This is a genomic window from Paraburkholderia sp. RL17-383-BIF-A (genome assembly GCF_046028015.1).
In the GTDB taxonomy this organism is placed as follows: Bacteria; Pseudomonadota; Gammaproteobacteria; order Burkholderiales; family Burkholderiaceae; genus Paraburkholderia.
Genome location: NZ_JARESR010000012.1, coordinates 72,949 through 90,353, shown reverse-complemented (window position 1 = coordinate 90,353; position 17,405 = coordinate 72,949). Strand labels below are relative to the sequence as shown.

The window sequence follows — 17,405 nt, the reverse complement described above, 5'->3', positions numbered from 1 at the left end:
GGAAAACCGCTAACGAGGTCAAGCCAGCCTCAGTTCGACAACGACACATACGGCGAGACGAGCGGCGTGGGCGGGAACGGCTGCAAGCCCGTCTGCTTGCTGAAGCTGTACCTCACATAAACCGCCGCGAGCCACTCGCGATATTCATAAGCATTGCCGAGCGAAGCAGTCGCTCCGAACGCCAGTTGCGGAGCCAGTTGATATTCGCCCACGGCGCTGAGCGAATACGACACGCCGGTCTTGCTTTGGCCCGGGTACTGCGCGCCGCTCTGCACACTGGTGCCGATGGAATCCGCGCTGTTCGCCGCCGTGCTCTGGCGGTTGGAGCCGTCGTTGAGCGGGAAGTAATTCGACGCGTCCTCACGGTAATGCTGTACGCCGATCGAACCCTTCACGTCGTAGGTGAACGCGCCGTTACGCCCGGTCCATTCGATCGGCAAGTTCAGGATCACGTATTGTTGCGGGCTGAAGTAGCCGCCCTGGCCGTACGTGAAGTACGACAGATTCTTGTTGTAGCCCATCAGCGTCGTATTCACGCCGATCGTGAGCGTCTGATCGGCGTCTTTCAGCAGACGCGTGTAGACGCCGCCGCCGCCTTTGATGGCGGTATTGCTCGGCACGTGGTTGCCATCGTAGTACTGAAAGGAACCGTTTACGTACAGGCCGTTCGTGCCGTCGTCCCAGGCGAGGCTGGCGAGCCCGCCATTCGAGGTGACGCCGCCCCATTCGAGGCCTGAGCCGGAGTCGCGCGCGCCGGCGTAGGACAAGAGGCTGTCGGTCACCGCGCGGCGCGCGACGGCGAGCGAATACGACACCTTGTCGGTGATGCCGCCGTTGTATTGTGCGCCGCCCACGATGTTCGTCTCGCGGAAACCGATCGGCGTCACGCCGATATCGCCGCTGAGGCTGCGGCCTTCGTAGCCGACCGACAGGCCCACGCCATTCGCCGTCTGGCTGCCGTACGTGTTGTTGCCCGCCTGGGCGGCTGTTTTGGATGCATCGCTGGATAGCCCCGAGCCGAAGCGCGCGAGCGTCGACACATTGGCGGCTGCGCTGCCAGCGTCGAGCGTGACAGGCGTTGCCGTGACGACGATATGGCCGTTGCCCGCCTTGATGCGCCCCTGAACCGGCGCTTCGATGTCGGTGAGGTTGGACAGGCCGTCCTCGCCGGTGCGGTTACGGAACACGATGCCGCCCGATATCGTGCTCGACTGCTCGCGGTTGACCTGCGCGAGCTCTTCCGCGACGCCGAGCGTTTGCGCGTTCGCCACGTTCGACGGCGCATAGGCGTTGCCGTTGCCCGCGCCGTTCGCGCCAGGCTGCGCTGGGTAGTACGGCTGCGCATAACCGGTGGGCGGCTGAGGAATGTATGGCTGCTGTTGCTGCTGCGCGTAATAGCCCTGATTCGCGTAAGCCTGCTGTTGCGGCGGATACGGTTGATAAGGTTGCTGCGCGTAGCCCTGCTGTTGCTGCTGCTGCTGGGGATAGGCCGGCTGGCCGTAGTAGGGCTGCTGTGGCTGCGGATAGCCTTGCTGTTGTCCATACGGCGCCTGCGCGTAGGCGGGCGCGTTGCGGGTATTTTTCGACGCACTTTGCTTCTTGCTGGCCGCGCGTTTCGTGCTTGTACCCGTGCCCGGCGCGCCATAAGGTTGCGCCTGCATTGAACCGGCGTTGGCCTGCGCTTCGCGCGCGGCCGGCGACATCGGCCACGGCGTGGCCGCATAACCATCCGGCGCGCCGTATTGCGGCTGCTGCGCGTAAGGACCCTGCTGCCCATAAGGCGTCTGCTGCGGGTAAGGCGTTTGCTGCGCATAAGGCGCCTGCTGCGGATAACCCGGGTTGTACTGCTGCGGTGCCTGCTGCATCTGCGGCGCTTGCGCCTGCATCGGCTGCTGGCCTTGACCCGGATAAGGTTGCAACGGCGCGCCCGACTGGCTCGACCCGTAGGCTTCCTGACCATAGCCGCCCGAGTTGCCAGCCGACCCGCCGGCCGGACGCGGCGCGTTATACGGAAGGGTAGCGGGCGCCGAGCCAGGCGCATAAGGCTGCGCGGGCGACGTATAAGGCGCGACGTAAGGCGCGGGTTGCGTAGGCGGCGGATAGTTCGGCACGGTCTGTGTCGGCAAGGAAGACTGCGAATACGGGAGCGCTGCGCGCGCGGCGTTGTAGCTGCCGCCGGCAAGCGCGGCGTTGTCGGCGTCGGTCGGCGTGACGGTGGCGGTCTTGCCCTCGAAGGGATTGGTGCCCGGCAGCGGCGTCGCGCCGATCCGCCGCATTGCCACTTCCCAGCCGCGCGGCACGTTGCTCGCCGGGTTGCGCGGGGCGTTCGCCATCAGCGGCGTGTTGGCGGCCACGAGCGAACGTTGCAGATAAGTCGACGCGAGCGACAGCTTGCCTTCCGCGCGATACATGCGGCCGACGGTGGCCAGCACGGCAGGATCGCCTGGTGCCGCGTTCAAGGCCTGCTTCGCGAGCGACTCGGCGTAGCTGAACTGCTTTGCGCCGGCCGCGGCGGAAATAGTCGCTTGCAGCAGATTCAGATCGTCGGGCTTGCGTTGCAGCGCGACGCGATAGCTCGCGACCGCGTTGCGGTCGTCGCCGGCACTCGAATAAAGGCGGCCGAGCGCGGCTTGCAGATCGGGATTGTCGGGCATGGCCGCGAGCCACGGCGCGATCACGTCGTAGGCACTGGCCAGGTCGCCGCGCTGACGCACCGCGTCGCACTGCTTGATGACGATGCCGAGATTCAGGTTGCCGAAGTCGGTGCGTTGCTGCGGCGTCAACTGCATCGCGGCGAGCCGGCGCATCACCATGCCGAGTTCGGCTTCCTGCTGCGTGGCCGACAGAATGCCCGCGTATTGCAGCAGCAAATCGGTGTTGCCGGGCGCCGCGTTCATGGCGGCGCGCACGAGTCCGAGCGCGCGGTTTGGGTCGCCGGCCTGGCTGTAAGCGGCGGCGATCACGCCGATCAGTTCGGCACTGTTGCCCGCGACCGGCTCCGCGGCCCGCAGCGTGGCGAGCGCCTGTTGCGTCTGGCCGCTGCGCGCCATGCGCGTAGCGAGATCGGCCTGTTGATGCACCCACAAGCGGTGCTGCAAGGTCGTCATCGCGTCGGTGCGCTGCGCGGCCGGAATGCGCTCGAGTTGCGCGAGACCGGCCGACCAGTCCTGCGTTTCCGCTGACAGCAACGCGCTCGCGTAGAGCGCATCGGTCATGTCGGGATGCGCGGCGAGCAGGCCGTCCATCATGCTGCGCGCGTTGGCGACCGCGCCCTGGCGCACGTAGATGCGCGCGAGGTCGAGCCGCAGCCACGGGTCGTCGGGCGTATTCAGCAGCGCGTCTTCGAAGAGGCTGCGCGCGTTGCCGAGATCGCCACGCGCTTCGGCGGCGCGCGCTTGCGCAGCCTGCGCTTCGCCACGCAGACGGTTGATGCCGCCGGCCTTCGATTGCTGTTCGGCGTTCAGCTGATTGGCGAACTGCAGCGCCTCGTCGCCGCGGCCTTGCGCGGCGAGCGCGCCGACGAGGCCGCGCACCGCGTCCGGGTTGTCGGCCTGACGGCGCAGTGCCATCCGGTAGGCCTGCTCCGCGCCGACCGGGTCGCCGTTGGCGAGCAGCATTTCGCCGAGCAGGACCTGCGCGGTGACATCCGACGGATTCAGCGCGATTGCGCGCTCGAACAGCGACTTCGCCTTCGCGAACTCGCCGTTGCTGCGCGCGCCGATCGCGTCGCTCGTATAGGTCCAGTAGCTCGCGCTGTCGAGCGCGGTTTTCCAGCGCGCCGGATTGCCGTTGCGCGACGCGCGCTCCAGGTAATTGCGGGCTTCGGCGAAACGCTCCTGCTTCAACGCGGCGATGCCCATGCCGCCGAGCGCGTCGGTGTCGTTCGGGCTCGTGGCGAGCACCGAGGAAAACTTCGTGCGCGCCGTGGTCACGTCGTTGCGATCGAGCGCGGCGAAACCGTCGGCGATCGTGCGGCCGCGCGCGTCGACGGCGGCGTTTTCCTGCGAGCGCGCACGGGCCGCGCTGTCCTGCTGAACCATCGACTCGAAGCGCGCCTTGACCGCGGCGTCGTCGGTCGCGGTTTGCAGATAGGCTTGGTAGAGGGCGGCGTCGGAGGGCCGCGCGTCCAGCCACAACAGCGCCTGGCGCCAGCTCTTTTTCGCCGACGCGCCGACCGTGCTGTCGCCCGCCAGCTTTTGCAGCCGCGCGATACCGTCGCGGCGCGTCACGTCGCGATAGGTCAGATGCTGCGCGTAGGCGAGGGCGTAACGCGGATCGTCGGGGTTGTCGCGCGCGAGCTGTTCGAGACCGCGGCGCGCCTGATCCCAGCCTTGCGGCGTGGCCGAGAGCGCCTGGTAGTACTCGAGCTGCAATTCGGGCGTGGCCGGTTTGCCGGTCAGCGCGCGCTGATATTCCTGCACGGCGCTCGCGCTCTGACCGCTTTGCGCGAGCCGCCGCGCGTCGTTCACGGTCTGGTCGCGCAGGCTCGATTCACCCAGGCGCCGGCCGAGCTCATCCAGATTCGGATAGTTCGGCGCGATCGCCTTCAGGCGCGCCAGGTATTGCTGCGCGCCCGCGCCGTCCTTGCGGTCGGCGAGCACCATGCCCATGCCGAACAGCGCATCGGGTTGCTTGGGGTCGATGCGCAGCACCTTCAGCCATGCCTGCTCGGCGAGGTCGCCACGCTGATGCGACTGCCAGTACTTGCCCTGATCGATCAGCACATTCAACGGATCTTTCGACGCCTGCGCGAGAGCGTCGGGCGAAACCGTCGCCACGCAGCAGACGGCGGTGAGGCTGAGCGCGAAGCGCAATGACAACGCGAGGGCGCTCAATCGCATGCGTTTCTCCAACTCGGCACGAGACGTCCGGCTTCGTCGAAACGATAGCGGCCGTCGATGAAACCCGTGCCGAACAAGCCCAGCACACGATCGTAGTAAACCGGTTCGCGGCCCGGCACGGCGGCGTCGAGCGCGGCGAGATGCGTGCGCGCGAGGCCGAGCCCGTGCTCGTCGCCGAGCGCCTTGAAATACGGCGCTAGCGCACCCCAGTAGCTGAGCGGTCCTTCGCCGCTCGCCGCGCCGGTGGTCGATGAGACCTTCTCGGGCGGAATGCCGGTTTGCGCGACGCGCGCGCGCATGCCGCCGAGCGCCGCGAGCCACGGTTTGGCGAGCGGATCGGCCGGCGAGGCGAGACCGGCCCACAGATAGACGCGAATCGCGTCGTAACTGCCGGTGTCGCCGTTTTTCGGATCGACCACGAACTGGCCGTTCTGCCAGGCCGCCCAATCGGGCGCGAAGCCTTGCGGCGCGGTGGTCTTGACGAGCTTGTACGCGCTCTCGGCGAGCTTGCCCCACGGGCCGTTCGGCATCTCGTGCGCGAGCGCGCGCAGCACCGGTAGCGGCAGATAGCTCGGATTCAGGCGCGTCACGCCGCCATTTTTGAAGCCTTGCGGCCCGGGCAGCAGCATCGGCCCGACACCCGGCAACGTGGTCATTTCCTGACGCGCGATCTGCGCGGCGAGCGCCTCGCCCAATTGCGTATAACCCGCTTCATGCCACAGGCGGCCCGCTTGCAGCAGATCGTAAGCGATCCACAAGTCGGAGTCCGAGGCGGAATTCGGATCGAGCACGCCGTACGAGCCGTCCGCTTTTTTGCCCCATAGCCACGACGGCAGCCGCATGTTTTGCGCGTCGAACTGATTGCCCGCGAGATTGCTGCGGGTCCAGCCGAGCAGGCGGTCGAAGGTGGCGCGGTCGTTGGCGACCAGCGCGAAGAAGAGCGCGTACGACTGGCCTTCGGAGGTGGTTTGCTGGGTCGGCGTGGAGTAGTCGATCACGCGGCCGTCGGCCTGCACGAAGCGTTCGACGAACGCGCGATAACCGCTCCAGTCGCCGCACACGCCGGGTGCGGCGGTGCTCTGCGCCACTTTCACGATATTGCCGAAACTCGCCGACGCCGCCAGCCCGAGCGTCAGCGCGAGGCCGATTGTCTTGTTGATTCGAACCCGCATATCAATCCTATTAGTCCTTCAGGCGGCGCGCGGCGATCGAGCGCAGCGTCCGGTAGAACAGGCCCGCGATGATCAGCGCGGCGAGCACGCCGCCCAGCATCAACAGCAACGGATGCGACGACAGCGCCCAGCGCAGATACTCCTGCGGCGACAGGTGGCCGACGTAATACGCCTCGCCGTTCGAGGTGATGGTGACGGTGCGGCCGTGGATCACGGCCATCGCGCCTTGAATCTGCGGCAGCACGTCGGCGTCGAGCAGCGCCGCGGACAGGTCCGCGTCCGACTGCCCGGCCGCGCTCACCAGTGCGACGGCGCTGCGGTTCTTCTGCAGCGGCGATTCGAAACCGGTCAGCAGCGCGTCGCCGTTCGAACTCACCAGTGTCAGATCGGCGCGCGCGGGTGTGCGCTCGACGCCGCGTTCGCCATGCCACCAGTCCTCGAGTTTGAAGGCGATGTCGGAGAGCTGGAAGGTGCGCGAGTCGCCGTCGCTGGAGAACGGCATCGACTTCGCCCAGCGCTGCAGCAGCGGTTGCTTGCCCGGCGCGCCGAAAATCAGCAGGTCCTTGTTGGCGAACTTGTCGGCGTCGTCGGCGGTGCCGACCGTCACGCCCATGACCGGATAGCCGGTGGAGGTGCCCATCCGGCCCATGGTCAGCAGGTACAGGCTGTAGTCGCTCGAATCGGCGTCGTTCGGCAGGATCACCGCGGTCTCGGAGAGGTCCGCCATGCGCGTGAAAGGGAAACCGCTATTGGCGAACGCGGCCAGATCGGGCAGCGCCATGTAGTGCGGGAACGACGAGAGGTCGATCGTCGAGTTCGGGTCGATCGCGCCGACCACGTTGTCGAGCAGACGCCCGTGACATTCGCCGGTATTCGGAATGTCGTAGTAGAAGTGCAGGCGCACCTGCGCGCGCGGCGTCAGAAGCAGCGGCGGAATATGCACGGTACGGCGCGCTTCGGCAGTCTTGTCCGGCAACACGCGGCCGAAGTAATGGCTCAGCTCGAACACCGAGGCGGATTCGGCCGGAATCGGCAGCGCCTGCACGAAGCCGTTGTTCACGCTCACGTTCAGCGAAGAACGATCGCGCAACGGACGTACCGTGTAGCGGTAGCGCAGATCGATCGGCGCGCCCTTGGTGTGCCACATGAACAGATCGGGCGGCACGCGCAGATTCACGTGCACGGCGTCGGCGTCGTAGCCGGACACGGTCAGATCGCGCGGATCGGCAAGTTCGCCGAAATGCACCGGACGGTTGGTGGGCAGCCAGTTCGGCGCGTCGTACGGCGCGCGTGGCGTGAGTTCATTTAGCTGCGTGATCGTCGCGCTCTGGCCGGTCAAGGTGTTCTGGCCGATGCCGAGCGACTTCGCGGCGGTTTTCAGTTCGGCCTCGGTGCGCCCGAGCACGAGCAGCAGCTTGCCGCGCGCCGGCGCTTCGCGATCGACCACGGCGATGGTCGGGCCGGAAATCGCCGGAATCGTGATACCGGCCGGACGTTGATCCGAGGTGGCGAACACCACGGCGTTGCCCGACAGCGGCGCGTTGTCCAGTTGCGCCGGAAACACCGCGCCGCGATAGCCGGCGAGCGCGCCGAACCACGACGCCACGATGCCGCCCGCTTCGAGCGTGGCGTTACTCGGCTTTTGCGGGAACACGAACGGTAACTCGAGACGGCGCACGTCGCGGCGGTCGAAGAACGGCTGCGGCAACGCCGCCAGATCCGGCTTACTGGCGAGCGACGCATACGTCAGATCGAGTGAACTCGCATTGCTGACGGTCGCCCACAGCGAGGAGTTGGCGGGGTCTTCGCAACTCGTCGTGTAATGGCCGATCAACTGCACGTTCAGGTGGTTGAATTCGGTGATGAAGCGCGGATCGATCGAGACATCGCGCGCCACCAGCATGCCGGCCTGCTCGTGCGGCACGGGCAGGGTGGCGGCGACTTCGCCGTTCACCAGCACCTTGAGCTGCGAGATATTCGCGAGCAGCGCGGGCGAGTAGCTGTAGACCAGATGCAGGACCGCGCCCGTCACCACTTCGTCGCCGCGCACGGAGAACGCCACGCCGTTCTGGCCGTCGGTGCCGCGCAGTTGCAGCGGGTCGAGCGCGCCGAGGTCGGCGAAGGTCAGCGTTTGACGGCGGCCGCCCGGCACCAGCGTGCCTGGCTCTGCGGTGGTCGGCGTTTTGATGCCCAACGCTTTCACCGACGACGCGGCGAGCGCCGGCGTCGGCGTGGCCAGTTGAGCCTGCGCGATCGTGTTCGGATCGTAGGGCACCGCGGCACTCGGCGCGGGCACGCTACCGACACCGGTCGCGACCGGAGCAGCGGACGTGGCCGGCGCGCCATGCACGGTGCCCGCCGCGCTCTGAATCGCGCCGGCCGAACTGGCGCCCGCAGCCGCCACGACTTCCGCCGCTGATGCGAGCGGCGCGGCCAATGCCGTCTGCAACGCGAGCCAGCATGCGAGGCCGCGCATCAGCCGATGCGAGCCGGGGCGTCCGATGCGGCGCGTCTGCAATCCAGTCCCACTGCGCTCGTGAATCGAGCGTTCGATGTTGCCCTTCGCCATCCTGTTGCGCATAGATCAGTCTTTGGTTTTTAGCTTCTTGACGTCCACTGGACGGCTTTTCATCGAACTGCGGAGGTCGGCATAGAGATGCTCGAACAGACCCGCGATGCCGCGGGCGCCGACCGTCAGCACATGCGACAGGCCGCGCAGGGGCGTGTCCTGCTGCCGTCCTTCCGCCCAGCCGGTCCAGGCGTCGGCGCGTGCAAAGGTGGTCTTGACGAACTCGTATTCCTGCTCGCGCGTCATCGCCGAGAAGCGCAGACCCACGCGGCCCGGGGCGGTGAAGCCGACCGTGGCGGGGAATGCATATTCCTCGTCGCCGCGAAACAGCGACACGGTGACGCGCTCGTGCATCGGCACCTGGATCGCGGCGGGCAGCGCCACGCCGACGCCGCCTTCCGAGTAGTCGATGGTTTCGCAGGCAAGCGTGCGGCCGGTCGAGAATTTGAGCATCACGGGCATCTGCATCGCCACGCGGTGCACCGCGCGAATCTGCTTGCGCTCGCTGGCGGCGGCCACGCTCGCGCCGAGAATCAGCATGTTGTAGGTGGTCCAGCCGAGATTGAGGATCGTGGTCTGCACCACGCTGCGAATGTGCCAGTTGTAATAGATATGCACGATGCCCACGCAGAAGCCGATCAGGTTCAGCAACAGCAGGAACAGATACGGGCGCGAGATGGCCCAGTCGAAGTAGTTCTTCTCGATCTGGCCGCCCTTGGCCGTCACGTTGAACTTGCCGAGCTTCGGGTTGATCAGCGCAAGCAGGGTCGGCGCGGTGATGTAGGAGGCCAGCACCGATTCGTACACTTCGGCCCAGAACGAATGGCGAAACGAGCGCTGCATGCGCGAGTTGGTGATGCTCGCATGCATCATGTGCGGCAGCGCGTAGATCGCGATCGTGCCGGCCGCGGCTTCGATCACGTGCGCGTTGAAGAACAGATACGACAGCGGAGCGGTCAGGAACACCAGACGCGGAATGCCGTAGAAGAAGTGCATCATCGCGTTCAGATAGCACAGACGCTGGCCGAATTTCAGGCCCTTGCCGGTGAGCGGATTGTCGATCCGGAAAATCTGCGTCATGCCGCGGGCCCAGCGAATCCGCTGGCCGATGTGGCCGGAAAGACTTTCCGTGGCGAGCCCCGCGGCTTGCGGAATCGCCAGATACGCGGTGGTGTAGCCGAGGCGGTGCAGCTTGAGGGCGGTGTGCGCGTCTTCGGTCACGGTTTCGACCGCGATGCCGCCGATCTCCTCGACCATGGTCCGGCGCAGCAGCGCGCACGAGCCGCAGAAGAACGTGGCGTTCCACAGATCGTTGCCGTCCTGCACGAGGCCGTAGAACAGCTCGCCTTCGTTCGGCACCTTGCGGAAGGTGCCGAGATTGCGCTCGAACGGGTCTGCTGAGAAGAAATGGTGCGGCGTTTGCAGCATTGACAGCAGCTTGTCGCGCAGGAACCAGCCGAGGCCGATCTGCAGGAACGAGCGGGTCGGAATGTGATCGCAATCGAAGATCGCGAGGTATTCGCCGCTGGTGATCTTCAATGCTTCGTTAATGTTGCCGGCCTTGGCGTGGCGATTGTGCGTGCGAATCGTCCAGTTGACGCCGACCTCTTCGCAGAACGCCTTGAACTCGGGGCGGCGGCCGTCGTCGAGCACGTGGATCGAGATCTTCTCGGCCGGATAGTCGAGTGCGAGCGCGGCGTAGATGGTCGGCTTCACCACCGAGAGCGGCTCGTTATAGGTCGGAATGAACACGTCGACGGTCGGCCATTCGGCGCGCGAGGCGGGCAGCGGCATCGGCGTGCGCTTGAGCGGCCAGGCGGTCTGAAAGTAGCCGAGCAGCAGCACGATGGTCGAATAGACTTCGGCCGACACCAGCAGCAGACCCCAGGCGGCGTCGAGCGGATGTTCCCAGTAGGTGGTCGCGGTCAGCCGCCAGTACATATAGCGGCCTGAAGTCACCACCGACAGCATGATCATCACCATCGTCGCGTAGCGGCCTTGCAGACGGCGGAACATGAGGGCGGTGACGAAGCAGCAGGTCGCGAACGTCAACTGTTCGTAGAACGCGAGCGGCACGGTGAACACGAAGTAAAGCATGACCAGCGCGAACAGCGTGACGAGTCCCGTGACGATGCGGCTGTTCCAGAAGCGCGCGTCGACGAAACGTTCGAGCCGCGACGGTTCCGCGGGCTCGAGACCCTGCGACGGTGTCGTGCTCATGCGACGTTCCTCGGCGAGACGGCGATCGCGTCGATGGCCGCCATCAGCCACGTGCCGCACGCGCGGAAATCGGCGGCCGCCTGGCTGAGCGGATCGTAGTGAATCAACGTGGTGTCGCACGCGAGCGCTTCGCTCACGCCTTCGTCCAGATGGATCACGCCCGGGAACAGCTTGGCGCCGAGCATCTGGCGCAGCACCTTGAGGACGTCTTTGGTCAGCTGGCGCGATTGGTCGATCTGGTTGATCACGTAGCCGTCGCCGCCGAACTCGGCGCGCGGCGCCGCGTAGGTTGCGATCAGCCGCTCCATCTGCGGAATCGCGGCGTACGAGGCGGCGTCGGCGAGCACCACGTTCAGCGCGAAGGTGGCCGCGCACAAGGCCGTGCGCACATACGCCGACGAACCCGGCGGCGTGTCGATGATCACGATGTCGGACGCTTCGAGGTGCAGGTTCTGCAGCGACTGCGCGAGCCAGCGCGGCTCCTGGTCGATATACGCTTCGAAGCGGCGGCGGTCGTCTTCGAGCACCGCGCCGTATGGCAGCACGGTCACGCCGTCCACGCCGTCGAACATCACGCTCTGCCACGGGTCGCCCGTCAGCGTGGCGCGCGACAAACCGTCGATGCTGTCGAGCGGCACGCCGAAGTGCAGGCGCAGCGCGTTCTGCGGGTCGAGGTCGAGCGCGATCACACGCCGGCCGCTCGCGGCCAGCACGGAAGCGAGATTGGCGGCGAGGGTGGTCTTGCCGACCCCGCCTTTGGCGGACACCACCGCGATGACTTTCATGAGCGACGAGGGCCGTTGACCAGCCACGAGTTGGAGGTGCGGGGCGCAGCGGCAGACGTAGCGCCGGCGGGCGCGGCGGCCGTTTGAGCGGGGGCGCCGCGCAGACGGTCGAAGATGCCTTGCAGGGGCGCGGACTCGCCGCTGGCCGCGTCGGGTTGCGGCGGCGTGGGTTCGGGTTCCGGCGCGAAAAGCTTGCCGAGGATCGAAGCAGCTTGTTGCGTCGGCGCGGCGGGTGCGGTTGCTGCCGGCAGCGTCGATGGTGCTGATGGTGCTAACGGCGCGCTCGTGTGAGCGCGCACCTGTGCCGGCGCATTTGCCCAACTGGGGGCGACGGACGGAATCGTTTGCGCGATCGGTGTGCGCAAGGCGATCACGGGAGGCACGGTAGCGGGGAGTGCGGAAGCAGGTGCAGCAGAAACCGGAGCCACAGACACGGGGTCTGCGGAAACCGGAGCCACAGAAACCGGAGCCACGAACGCGGCCGGCGATGCTTGCGCAGCCACCGTGCCCACTCGCGCAGCGCCGGCCACCGCCAGCGGCGCCGCATCATCTTTCGATTCGAGTTCGCCAAAGCGTGACGCGCCTCTCTGCGTGCTAGCCGGAGCGGCGACAGCTACCGGCGGAATATCCCGCCGATGCGATCGCGTGAATAACGGCGCTTTGGCGCGCGTCACGGACGCTGCATCTTTTGGCGTGGTGTCCTGACGATCGACAGCCACCGGTGACGCGGCCACCGGTGACTGAGGCTTGGCCTCGCGACGCTGCCCGATTGCGGGAATCGTCGGTTGGGTCAGATCGAGCGTGACTAATAGTGGCCAACGGGTGCGCGCCGAGCGCGCCTCGTTTTCGCGGCCGATTTCCTGGTACGCGTCGGCGTCGCCGCCAAAATGATCGAAAAGTTTTTCGATGTCGCTCGATGAACTCATAGTGCCGCCGTCTTGTTCATGACTAGCCTTGCCCCGATCCCAACTTGTGTTCGCGGCGCTATAACACGGGACTGCCTGTCCCGCTACTTCACGCGCACCGGTCTGGCGCGTTTCTCTACTGCCTGGTGTTGCCTGGTGTTGCTCGGTCTTGCTCGGTCTTGCCCGTGCTGCTTCGCCTGTTCGCTACGCGCCCGCAGCAACCACATCACGGTGCGCCGCCCATCCCGTTCAAACAGGATGACGGCCAAGACGAAATTCGATCGCGGTGTCCTCGCTATACCCACTCGTTTGCGCCACCGACAAACCTTGCGCGCCCAACGCACTCAACCAGGTCTGATAGACGCCTTCGAGAAACGCCGGCGTCCATGCGAGCGCGTTGCCACCGAACGCCGGCAACGGCGCGCAATAGTGAACGATGCGCAGCGACTCGGGTTCGTCCACCAATTCGACGTAGCCCCAGTCCATCTCCTGCCAGGACAGGTTCAAGGTGCGCGCGAGTTCGGCGGTCGAGTCGCAGGCGGGCAGCGGATGCGCCGCCGCGAACCGGGTGCCGACGCGATGCATCAGTTGGCGCAGTTCGTCGCGACCGATCTGTGCTTCGAACTCGCTTGCCAACGCGGTGAGCATGCCGCGCCACTGTGGCGAGATTTGGCGTTCCAGCAGGTAATCGAGAATTGGAACCATGTTTTCCGGGAAATGGCCGTTGCTTCGAGCCGCTTGAAATCGGCCGCTCACGGCCGAGCGCAAAGAAAAAGTGTTATCGGGAAATCGCGTATTGCATCCGGCCTAGGTTACTTTTCTCAGGCTGTCTAGTCCGTTCACCACACTCCGAAGCAGTCTACTTAAGACATTAAGATTTAACCACTCTCCATTCGTCTGCGTATACGCGGATCCGCTTGCGATGGATGCGGATCAATGGGTAAATCTTGCTGCTTGAATTGGCTGTTCGCCGCGCGGCCAAGGATGCCCGGTAAAATTGCGTCCTTGATGTCTGCATTAACGGCTTGATTCGTCGCCTGATTGAGCTGTTTCGTTTCGTGGTAAATGCAACGTTTCGCGCCTCGTGCAGCTTCGCCGAATCGATCTCGCCGGCAATCTTCCCGAATCTTTCCATTTGCTTTCATACTCCAGGTTTTGCCCGCGCCCGTTAAGCTTGCGGACTTGTGTCTCGCTGCGTGCACCTAGCTCGTGGGTGGCACCTCAGTGACACCTCAGTGGCACGTCGTCACGATGCCGTTCGATTCATTCGCTGCAAATGTTCAATCCACTTAGCATTCTTCTCGTTACCGTTCTGTCGGGCGTCATGGCAATCGCCGTGCTCGGATCGTTATGGCGCGCGGCAATTCCCGGCGTAGGCTACTGGCTGTCGGCCAACGCCGCAGCGATCGTCGCGCTGCTCGCTTTCGCCTTGCAAGGGCATGCGCATGCGTCGCAGTGGCTGACCCTGGTGGCGTCCAACGTCCTGATGGCGGCTTCGCTGCTGCTGGTGGTGGAAGGTTGCCTGCGCTTTCTGGGGCGGCGCACGCGCCCCTGGCCGGCCTACCTCGGCCTCGTCGCGGTGCTGTTCGGCATTTCGTACTGGACCTTCGCCGCGCCGAACTTCAACGCGCGTGTCGCGGTGGTGTCGGCGTATCACGCGAGCCTTTGCGTCACGCTCGCCGTCCTCATGCTGCGTGGGCGTCCTTCGAACCGGCCGCGCTACAGCTATTACTTTGTCGCCGGGGCGGCGCTACTCCTGTTTGCCGCGCATACTGCGCGCGGGTTCATGTACGGCCTCGGCTGGATGACGCAGACCAGCCTGCTGCAGGTCTCGCCGTCCAACGTCCTGTTTCTCGCGCTCGGGATTCTGGCGTCGCCGTGCCTTTCGATCGGCGTCGTGATGCTCGCGCACGACCGTCTCGCGGAACGGCTCGAACGGCTTGCCAATATCGATGACCTGACCGGCGCGCTGTCGCGCCGCGCGTTTCTGGCGGCCGGCGTCGCGCTGCTGGACGCGTCGCGGCGAAGCCGCTCGCCGTTGGCAATGGCGATCATCGACATCGACTCCTTCAAGGCCGTCAACGACCAACACGGCCACGCGGCCGGCGACCAGGTGCTGAGCCACTTCGCGACGTTCGTCGCGCGCAACCTGCGGGCGGGCGACGTGTTCGGCCGGCTGGGCGGCGAGGAATTCGGCGTGCTGTGCCCGGCCACCACCGCCGCCGAGGCGGTGAGCCTGCTGGACCGGCTGCGGACCCGCCTTGCCGCCATCGCGCCGCACGAGCGGCCGCGCGGGCTGCGCTACACGTTCAGTGTCGGCGTGGACAGGCTTCGGGGTGACGAGTCGCTCGCCCAGTTGATGGCGCGGGCCGATGGCGCGCTGTACGCCGCCAAGGCGTCGGGCCGCGATCGGGTGATGACCGCGTAGGGCGTGGCGGGCCGGGGCCGGGATGGAGAATTTGCGGCGCTATTTGTGCGCAAGGCATAAATATTTGTCAGATGTAAGCCGATAACCAATGGCAGAGTGATCGGAACCAGGCTGATGCCCATCAATACGCTTTCCACGTCGACGCACCACCCGTCCGATGCCGGTCTACGCGATCGCTTCCACCGGCGCTCGCTCGAGCACCAGCGTCCGCTTTCCACCGTGATCATGGCGTTTACGGTGGTCGCGTTCCTGTGCTTCATCGGAGCGCGCAATCTGGTCGATGGCCCGGCTGCGCCGCTCGCGTACCGGCTCGCGTGCGCGCTGCCGCTCGCGTTGCTGGTGCTGGCGATTCCACGCGCGAACTTGACCTGGGTATTTGGCCTGATCGGCGTCGCTTACTCGCAGGTATTGGTGGCGGGCCTCGCCATGAACATCGCCGGTGTCGCGCAACCGCTGTTGTGGGCGCTGCCGGCGATGGTCGTGATACCGGTCTGCGCCGCGCCGTTGTGGCTCACGCCCACGCATTACATCGCCGGCACCGCGCTTTTCTATGCGACGGCTGTCACGCTATTGTTCGGCGAGCCGCTTGCGCATGATGTCGGCGTCGTGGTGTGGATGTGGATGGCGGCGCTCGCCGCGCCGGCTTCCGCTGTGTTTCACTTCGGCTTCTACCGGTTTCGCCGCAACCACTTTCTGCTCGAAAGCCAGCTCGCCCAACTCGCGGCGACCGACCCGCTGACCGGCCTGCAAAACCGCCGTGCCTTCGTCACGCAGGCTGAGCGCCGTCTCGACACCCTCGCGCCGGGCACGCGGATCAGCGCGATCTTTCTCGACATCGACAACTTCAAGTCCCTGAACGACCGCTTCGGCCATGCGGTCGGCGACCACGCGCTTTATCAGGTTGCCCAGGCGCTGATGGAAGAGGCCTCCGCGGACGACAGCGTGAGCCGGATCGGCGGCGAGGAATTCGCGCTGCTGCTGCGCGACGGGCTGACCGGCGCGCTCCATCTGGCCGAACGGCTGCGTCTGGCGATTGCCGCGATCGAGCGGCCGGACGGCCGTCTGACCGCGAGCTTCGGCGTAGCCGAGCATCGCGGCGGCGAAACCATCATGATGCTGCTCGATCGCGCCGACGAAGCCCTGCTGCGCGCCAAGCACTCCGGCAGAAACCGCGTGTGCGCCGAGCGCGCGCTGCACCGGCTTGGCGAGGACGCAGTGGGCGAGGGTGGGGCGGCGGTCCGGCGGCACCGATGGGAGGATTACTACCTCACCTCGCATTTCCAGCCGCTCTACAGCCTGTCGCATCAGAAGCAGGTGGGCTTCGAGGCCTTGCTGCGCGGCGAGCAGGGCGACGGCACGCTGGTGCCGCCCGCGGTGCTGTTCGCGCCGAGGCCTTCCAGCGACGAAGGCGCGCTCGACCGTGCGAGTCACGCCGTGCATCTGGCCAACGCGCGCGGATCGCTGCCGGACGACGCGTGGCTCTTCCTCAACATTCTGCCGGCCACGTTCATTGCCGAAGGTTATGCGGATCAACTGGCGAAGATCGTGCGGGGCGTGGGGCTCGAACCTGAACGGGTGATTCTGGAGATTCTCGAATCGCACGGCGGCAGCGTCGACGACATGTCGCGGGCGGCGGCGTTGTACCGCGAATACGGCTTTCTGATCGCCGTCGACGATTTTGGCGCGGGTCAGTCGAATCTCGACCGGTTGTTCAGAATCCGCCCTGACCTGGTCAAGCTCGACGGCGAACTGATTCGCGCGACGAGCCACGGCACCGAGCAGCCGATTCTGCCGAAGCTCGTTTCGCTGCTGCATCAGGCGGGCATGCTGGTGGTTGTCGAAGGCGTGGAGACCACCGAGGAACTGATTCTCGCCGTGGAATCGAATGTGGATTTCGCGCAGGGTTATCTGCTGGGCCGGCCGGCTGCGGAAATTGCGCGGCCGGAGTCGGTGCATCGGCGCATCGACGATGCTTTCGATGTCATCGCGCATGGCCGCGCGCATCGGCATGCGTTGTTCGAATCCGAAGTGGAGCCTTACCGGGCCGCCTTGCGCGTCGCCGCCGATGCGTTGCTGGCCGGCGTGGCCATGGAAGAGGCGTTCGCCTCGCTGGCCAGGTTCGAGCGGTGCATCAGCTGTTTCATTCTCGACGACTCGGGCAGGCAGGTCGGTCTGGAAGTGCCGGGGCCGGCCTCGCGCAGTGACGGCGCCTCGCTGCACCCCGTGGCGAATCCGCGCGATGCGCGCTGGGACCATCGTCCGTATTTCCGCAATGCGGTGCTGTTGCCGGGCGTCGCGGTTGCCAGTAATCCTTATCTTTCGCTCGCGAGCGGCAGGCCGTGTATCGCGGTGACGCTGGCGTTGCAGTTCGCTGCTGGGCGCTCCGTGATCGGCGTGGAGCTGGATTGGTCGGCGCTGGGGTTGCCGTGGCCTGCGAGGGAGTAGCGCGTATTCTCCCGCCGCGGGCCAGCGCGTTTGCGACCCG

At 66.0% G+C, this 17,405-nt stretch carries 10 protein-coding genes; 2 read left to right on the top strand and 8 right to left on the bottom strand.

All coding sequences use genetic code 11. From position 1 onward, the window contains the following. Positions 1-29 precede the first annotated feature (29 nt). The 8 genes from P0D71_RS16320 to P0D71_RS16285 form a co-directional block, all read right to left on the bottom strand. Complete coding sequence (locus P0D71_RS16320) at positions 30-4,841, bottom strand: cellulose synthase subunit BcsC-related outer membrane protein (protein WP_408480994.1); 4,812 nt, start codon at positions 4,839-4,841, stop codon at positions 30-32. Continuing rightward, positions 4,832-6,013: a cellulose synthase complex periplasmic endoglucanase BcsZ gene (bcsZ, locus tag P0D71_RS16315; protein WP_408480993.1), complete on the bottom strand. Its 1,182-nt coding sequence runs from the start codon at positions 6,011-6,013 to the stop codon at positions 4,832-4,834. Before bcsZ ends, P0D71_RS16320 begins: the two co-directional genes overlap by 10 nt. Positions 6,014-6,023: 10 nt before the next feature. Further along, the gene (gene bcsB, locus P0D71_RS16310) at positions 6,024-8,594 is read right to left on the bottom strand and encodes a cellulose biosynthesis cyclic di-GMP-binding regulatory protein BcsB (protein WP_408480991.1); all 2,571 of its coding nucleotides are present in this window, start codon (positions 8,592-8,594) and stop codon (positions 6,024-6,026) included. Positions 8,595-8,597: 3 nt separating this feature from the next. Further along, a complete protein-coding gene (bcsA, locus tag P0D71_RS16305) occupies positions 8,598-10,802 on the bottom strand; it encodes a UDP-forming cellulose synthase catalytic subunit (protein WP_091802463.1) in 2,205 nt (734 codons plus the stop codon). Continuing rightward, complete coding sequence (gene bcsQ, locus P0D71_RS16300) at positions 10,799-11,587, bottom strand: cellulose biosynthesis protein BcsQ (protein WP_091802461.1); 789 nt, start codon at positions 11,585-11,587, stop codon at positions 10,799-10,801. The genes bcsA and bcsQ overlap by 4 nt, the downstream gene beginning before the upstream one ends. After that, positions 11,584-12,513 (bottom strand): cellulose biosynthesis protein BcsP, encoded by a 930-nt coding sequence (bcsP, locus tag P0D71_RS16295; RefSeq protein WP_408480990.1) that lies wholly within the window; start codon positions 12,511-12,513, stop codon positions 11,584-11,586. Before bcsP ends, bcsQ begins: the two co-directional genes overlap by 4 nt. 228 nt (positions 12,514-12,741) lie before the next feature. Next, a complete protein-coding gene (gene bcsD, locus P0D71_RS16290) occupies positions 12,742-13,197 on the bottom strand; it encodes a cellulose biosynthesis protein BcsD (RefSeq protein ID WP_408480988.1) in 456 nt (151 codons plus the stop codon). A gap of 173 nt (positions 13,198-13,370) precedes the next feature. After that, entirely contained in the window at positions 13,371-13,637 is a 267-nt protein-coding gene (locus P0D71_RS16285; protein ID WP_408480987.1) for a hypothetical protein, read from the bottom strand. 131 nt (positions 13,638-13,768) lie between these two features. Here P0D71_RS16285 and P0D71_RS16280 point away from each other — a divergent pair, with 131 nt between their 5' ends. Both P0D71_RS16280 and P0D71_RS16275 read left to right on the top strand, forming a co-directional pair. Further along, complete coding sequence (locus tag P0D71_RS16280) at positions 13,769-14,920, top strand: GGDEF domain-containing protein (RefSeq protein WP_408480985.1); 1,152 nt, start codon at positions 13,769-13,771, stop codon at positions 14,918-14,920. A 114-nt stretch (positions 14,921-15,034) separates the two neighbouring features. Further along, entirely contained in the window at positions 15,035-17,365 is a 2,331-nt protein-coding gene (locus P0D71_RS16275; RefSeq protein ID WP_408480983.1) for an EAL domain-containing protein, read from the top strand. The last annotated feature ends 40 nt before the right edge of the window (positions 17,366-17,405 follow it).

What these genes read in the sequence shown, in the direction of transcription:
- P0D71_RS16320 (WP_408480994.1), bottom strand. Translation starts at nt 4,841, where the DNA reads ATGCGATTGAGCGCCCTCGCGTTGTCATTGCGCTTCGCGCTCAGCCTC.
- bcsZ (WP_408480993.1), bottom strand. Translation starts at nt 6,013, where the DNA reads ATGCGGGTTCGAATCAACAAGACAATCGGCCTCGCGCTGACGCTCGGG.
- bcsB (WP_408480991.1), bottom strand. Translation starts at nt 8,594, where the DNA reads ATGCGCAACAGGATGGCGAAGGGCAACATCGAACGCTCGATTCACGAG.
- bcsA (WP_091802463.1), bottom strand. Translation starts at nt 10,802, where the DNA reads ATGAGCACGACACCGTCGCAGGGTCTCGAGCCCGCGGAACCGTCGCGG.
- bcsQ (WP_091802461.1), bottom strand. Translation starts at nt 11,587, where the DNA reads ATGAAAGTCATCGCGGTGGTGTCCGCCAAAGGCGGGGTCGGCAAGACC.
- bcsP (WP_408480990.1), bottom strand. Translation starts at nt 12,513, where the DNA reads ATGAGTTCATCGAGCGACATCGAAAAACTTTTCGATCATTTTGGCGGC.
- bcsD (WP_408480988.1), bottom strand. Translation starts at nt 13,197, where the DNA reads ATGGTTCCAATTCTCGATTACCTGCTGGAACGCCAAATCTCGCCACAG.
- P0D71_RS16285 (WP_408480987.1), bottom strand. Translation starts at nt 13,637, where the DNA reads ATGAAAGCAAATGGAAAGATTCGGGAAGATTGCCGGCGAGATCGATTC.
- P0D71_RS16280 (WP_408480985.1), top strand. Translation starts at nt 13,769, where the DNA reads ATGTTCAATCCACTTAGCATTCTTCTCGTTACCGTTCTGTCGGGCGTC.
- P0D71_RS16275 (WP_408480983.1), top strand. Translation starts at nt 15,035, where the DNA reads ATGCCCATCAATACGCTTTCCACGTCGACGCACCACCCGTCCGATGCC.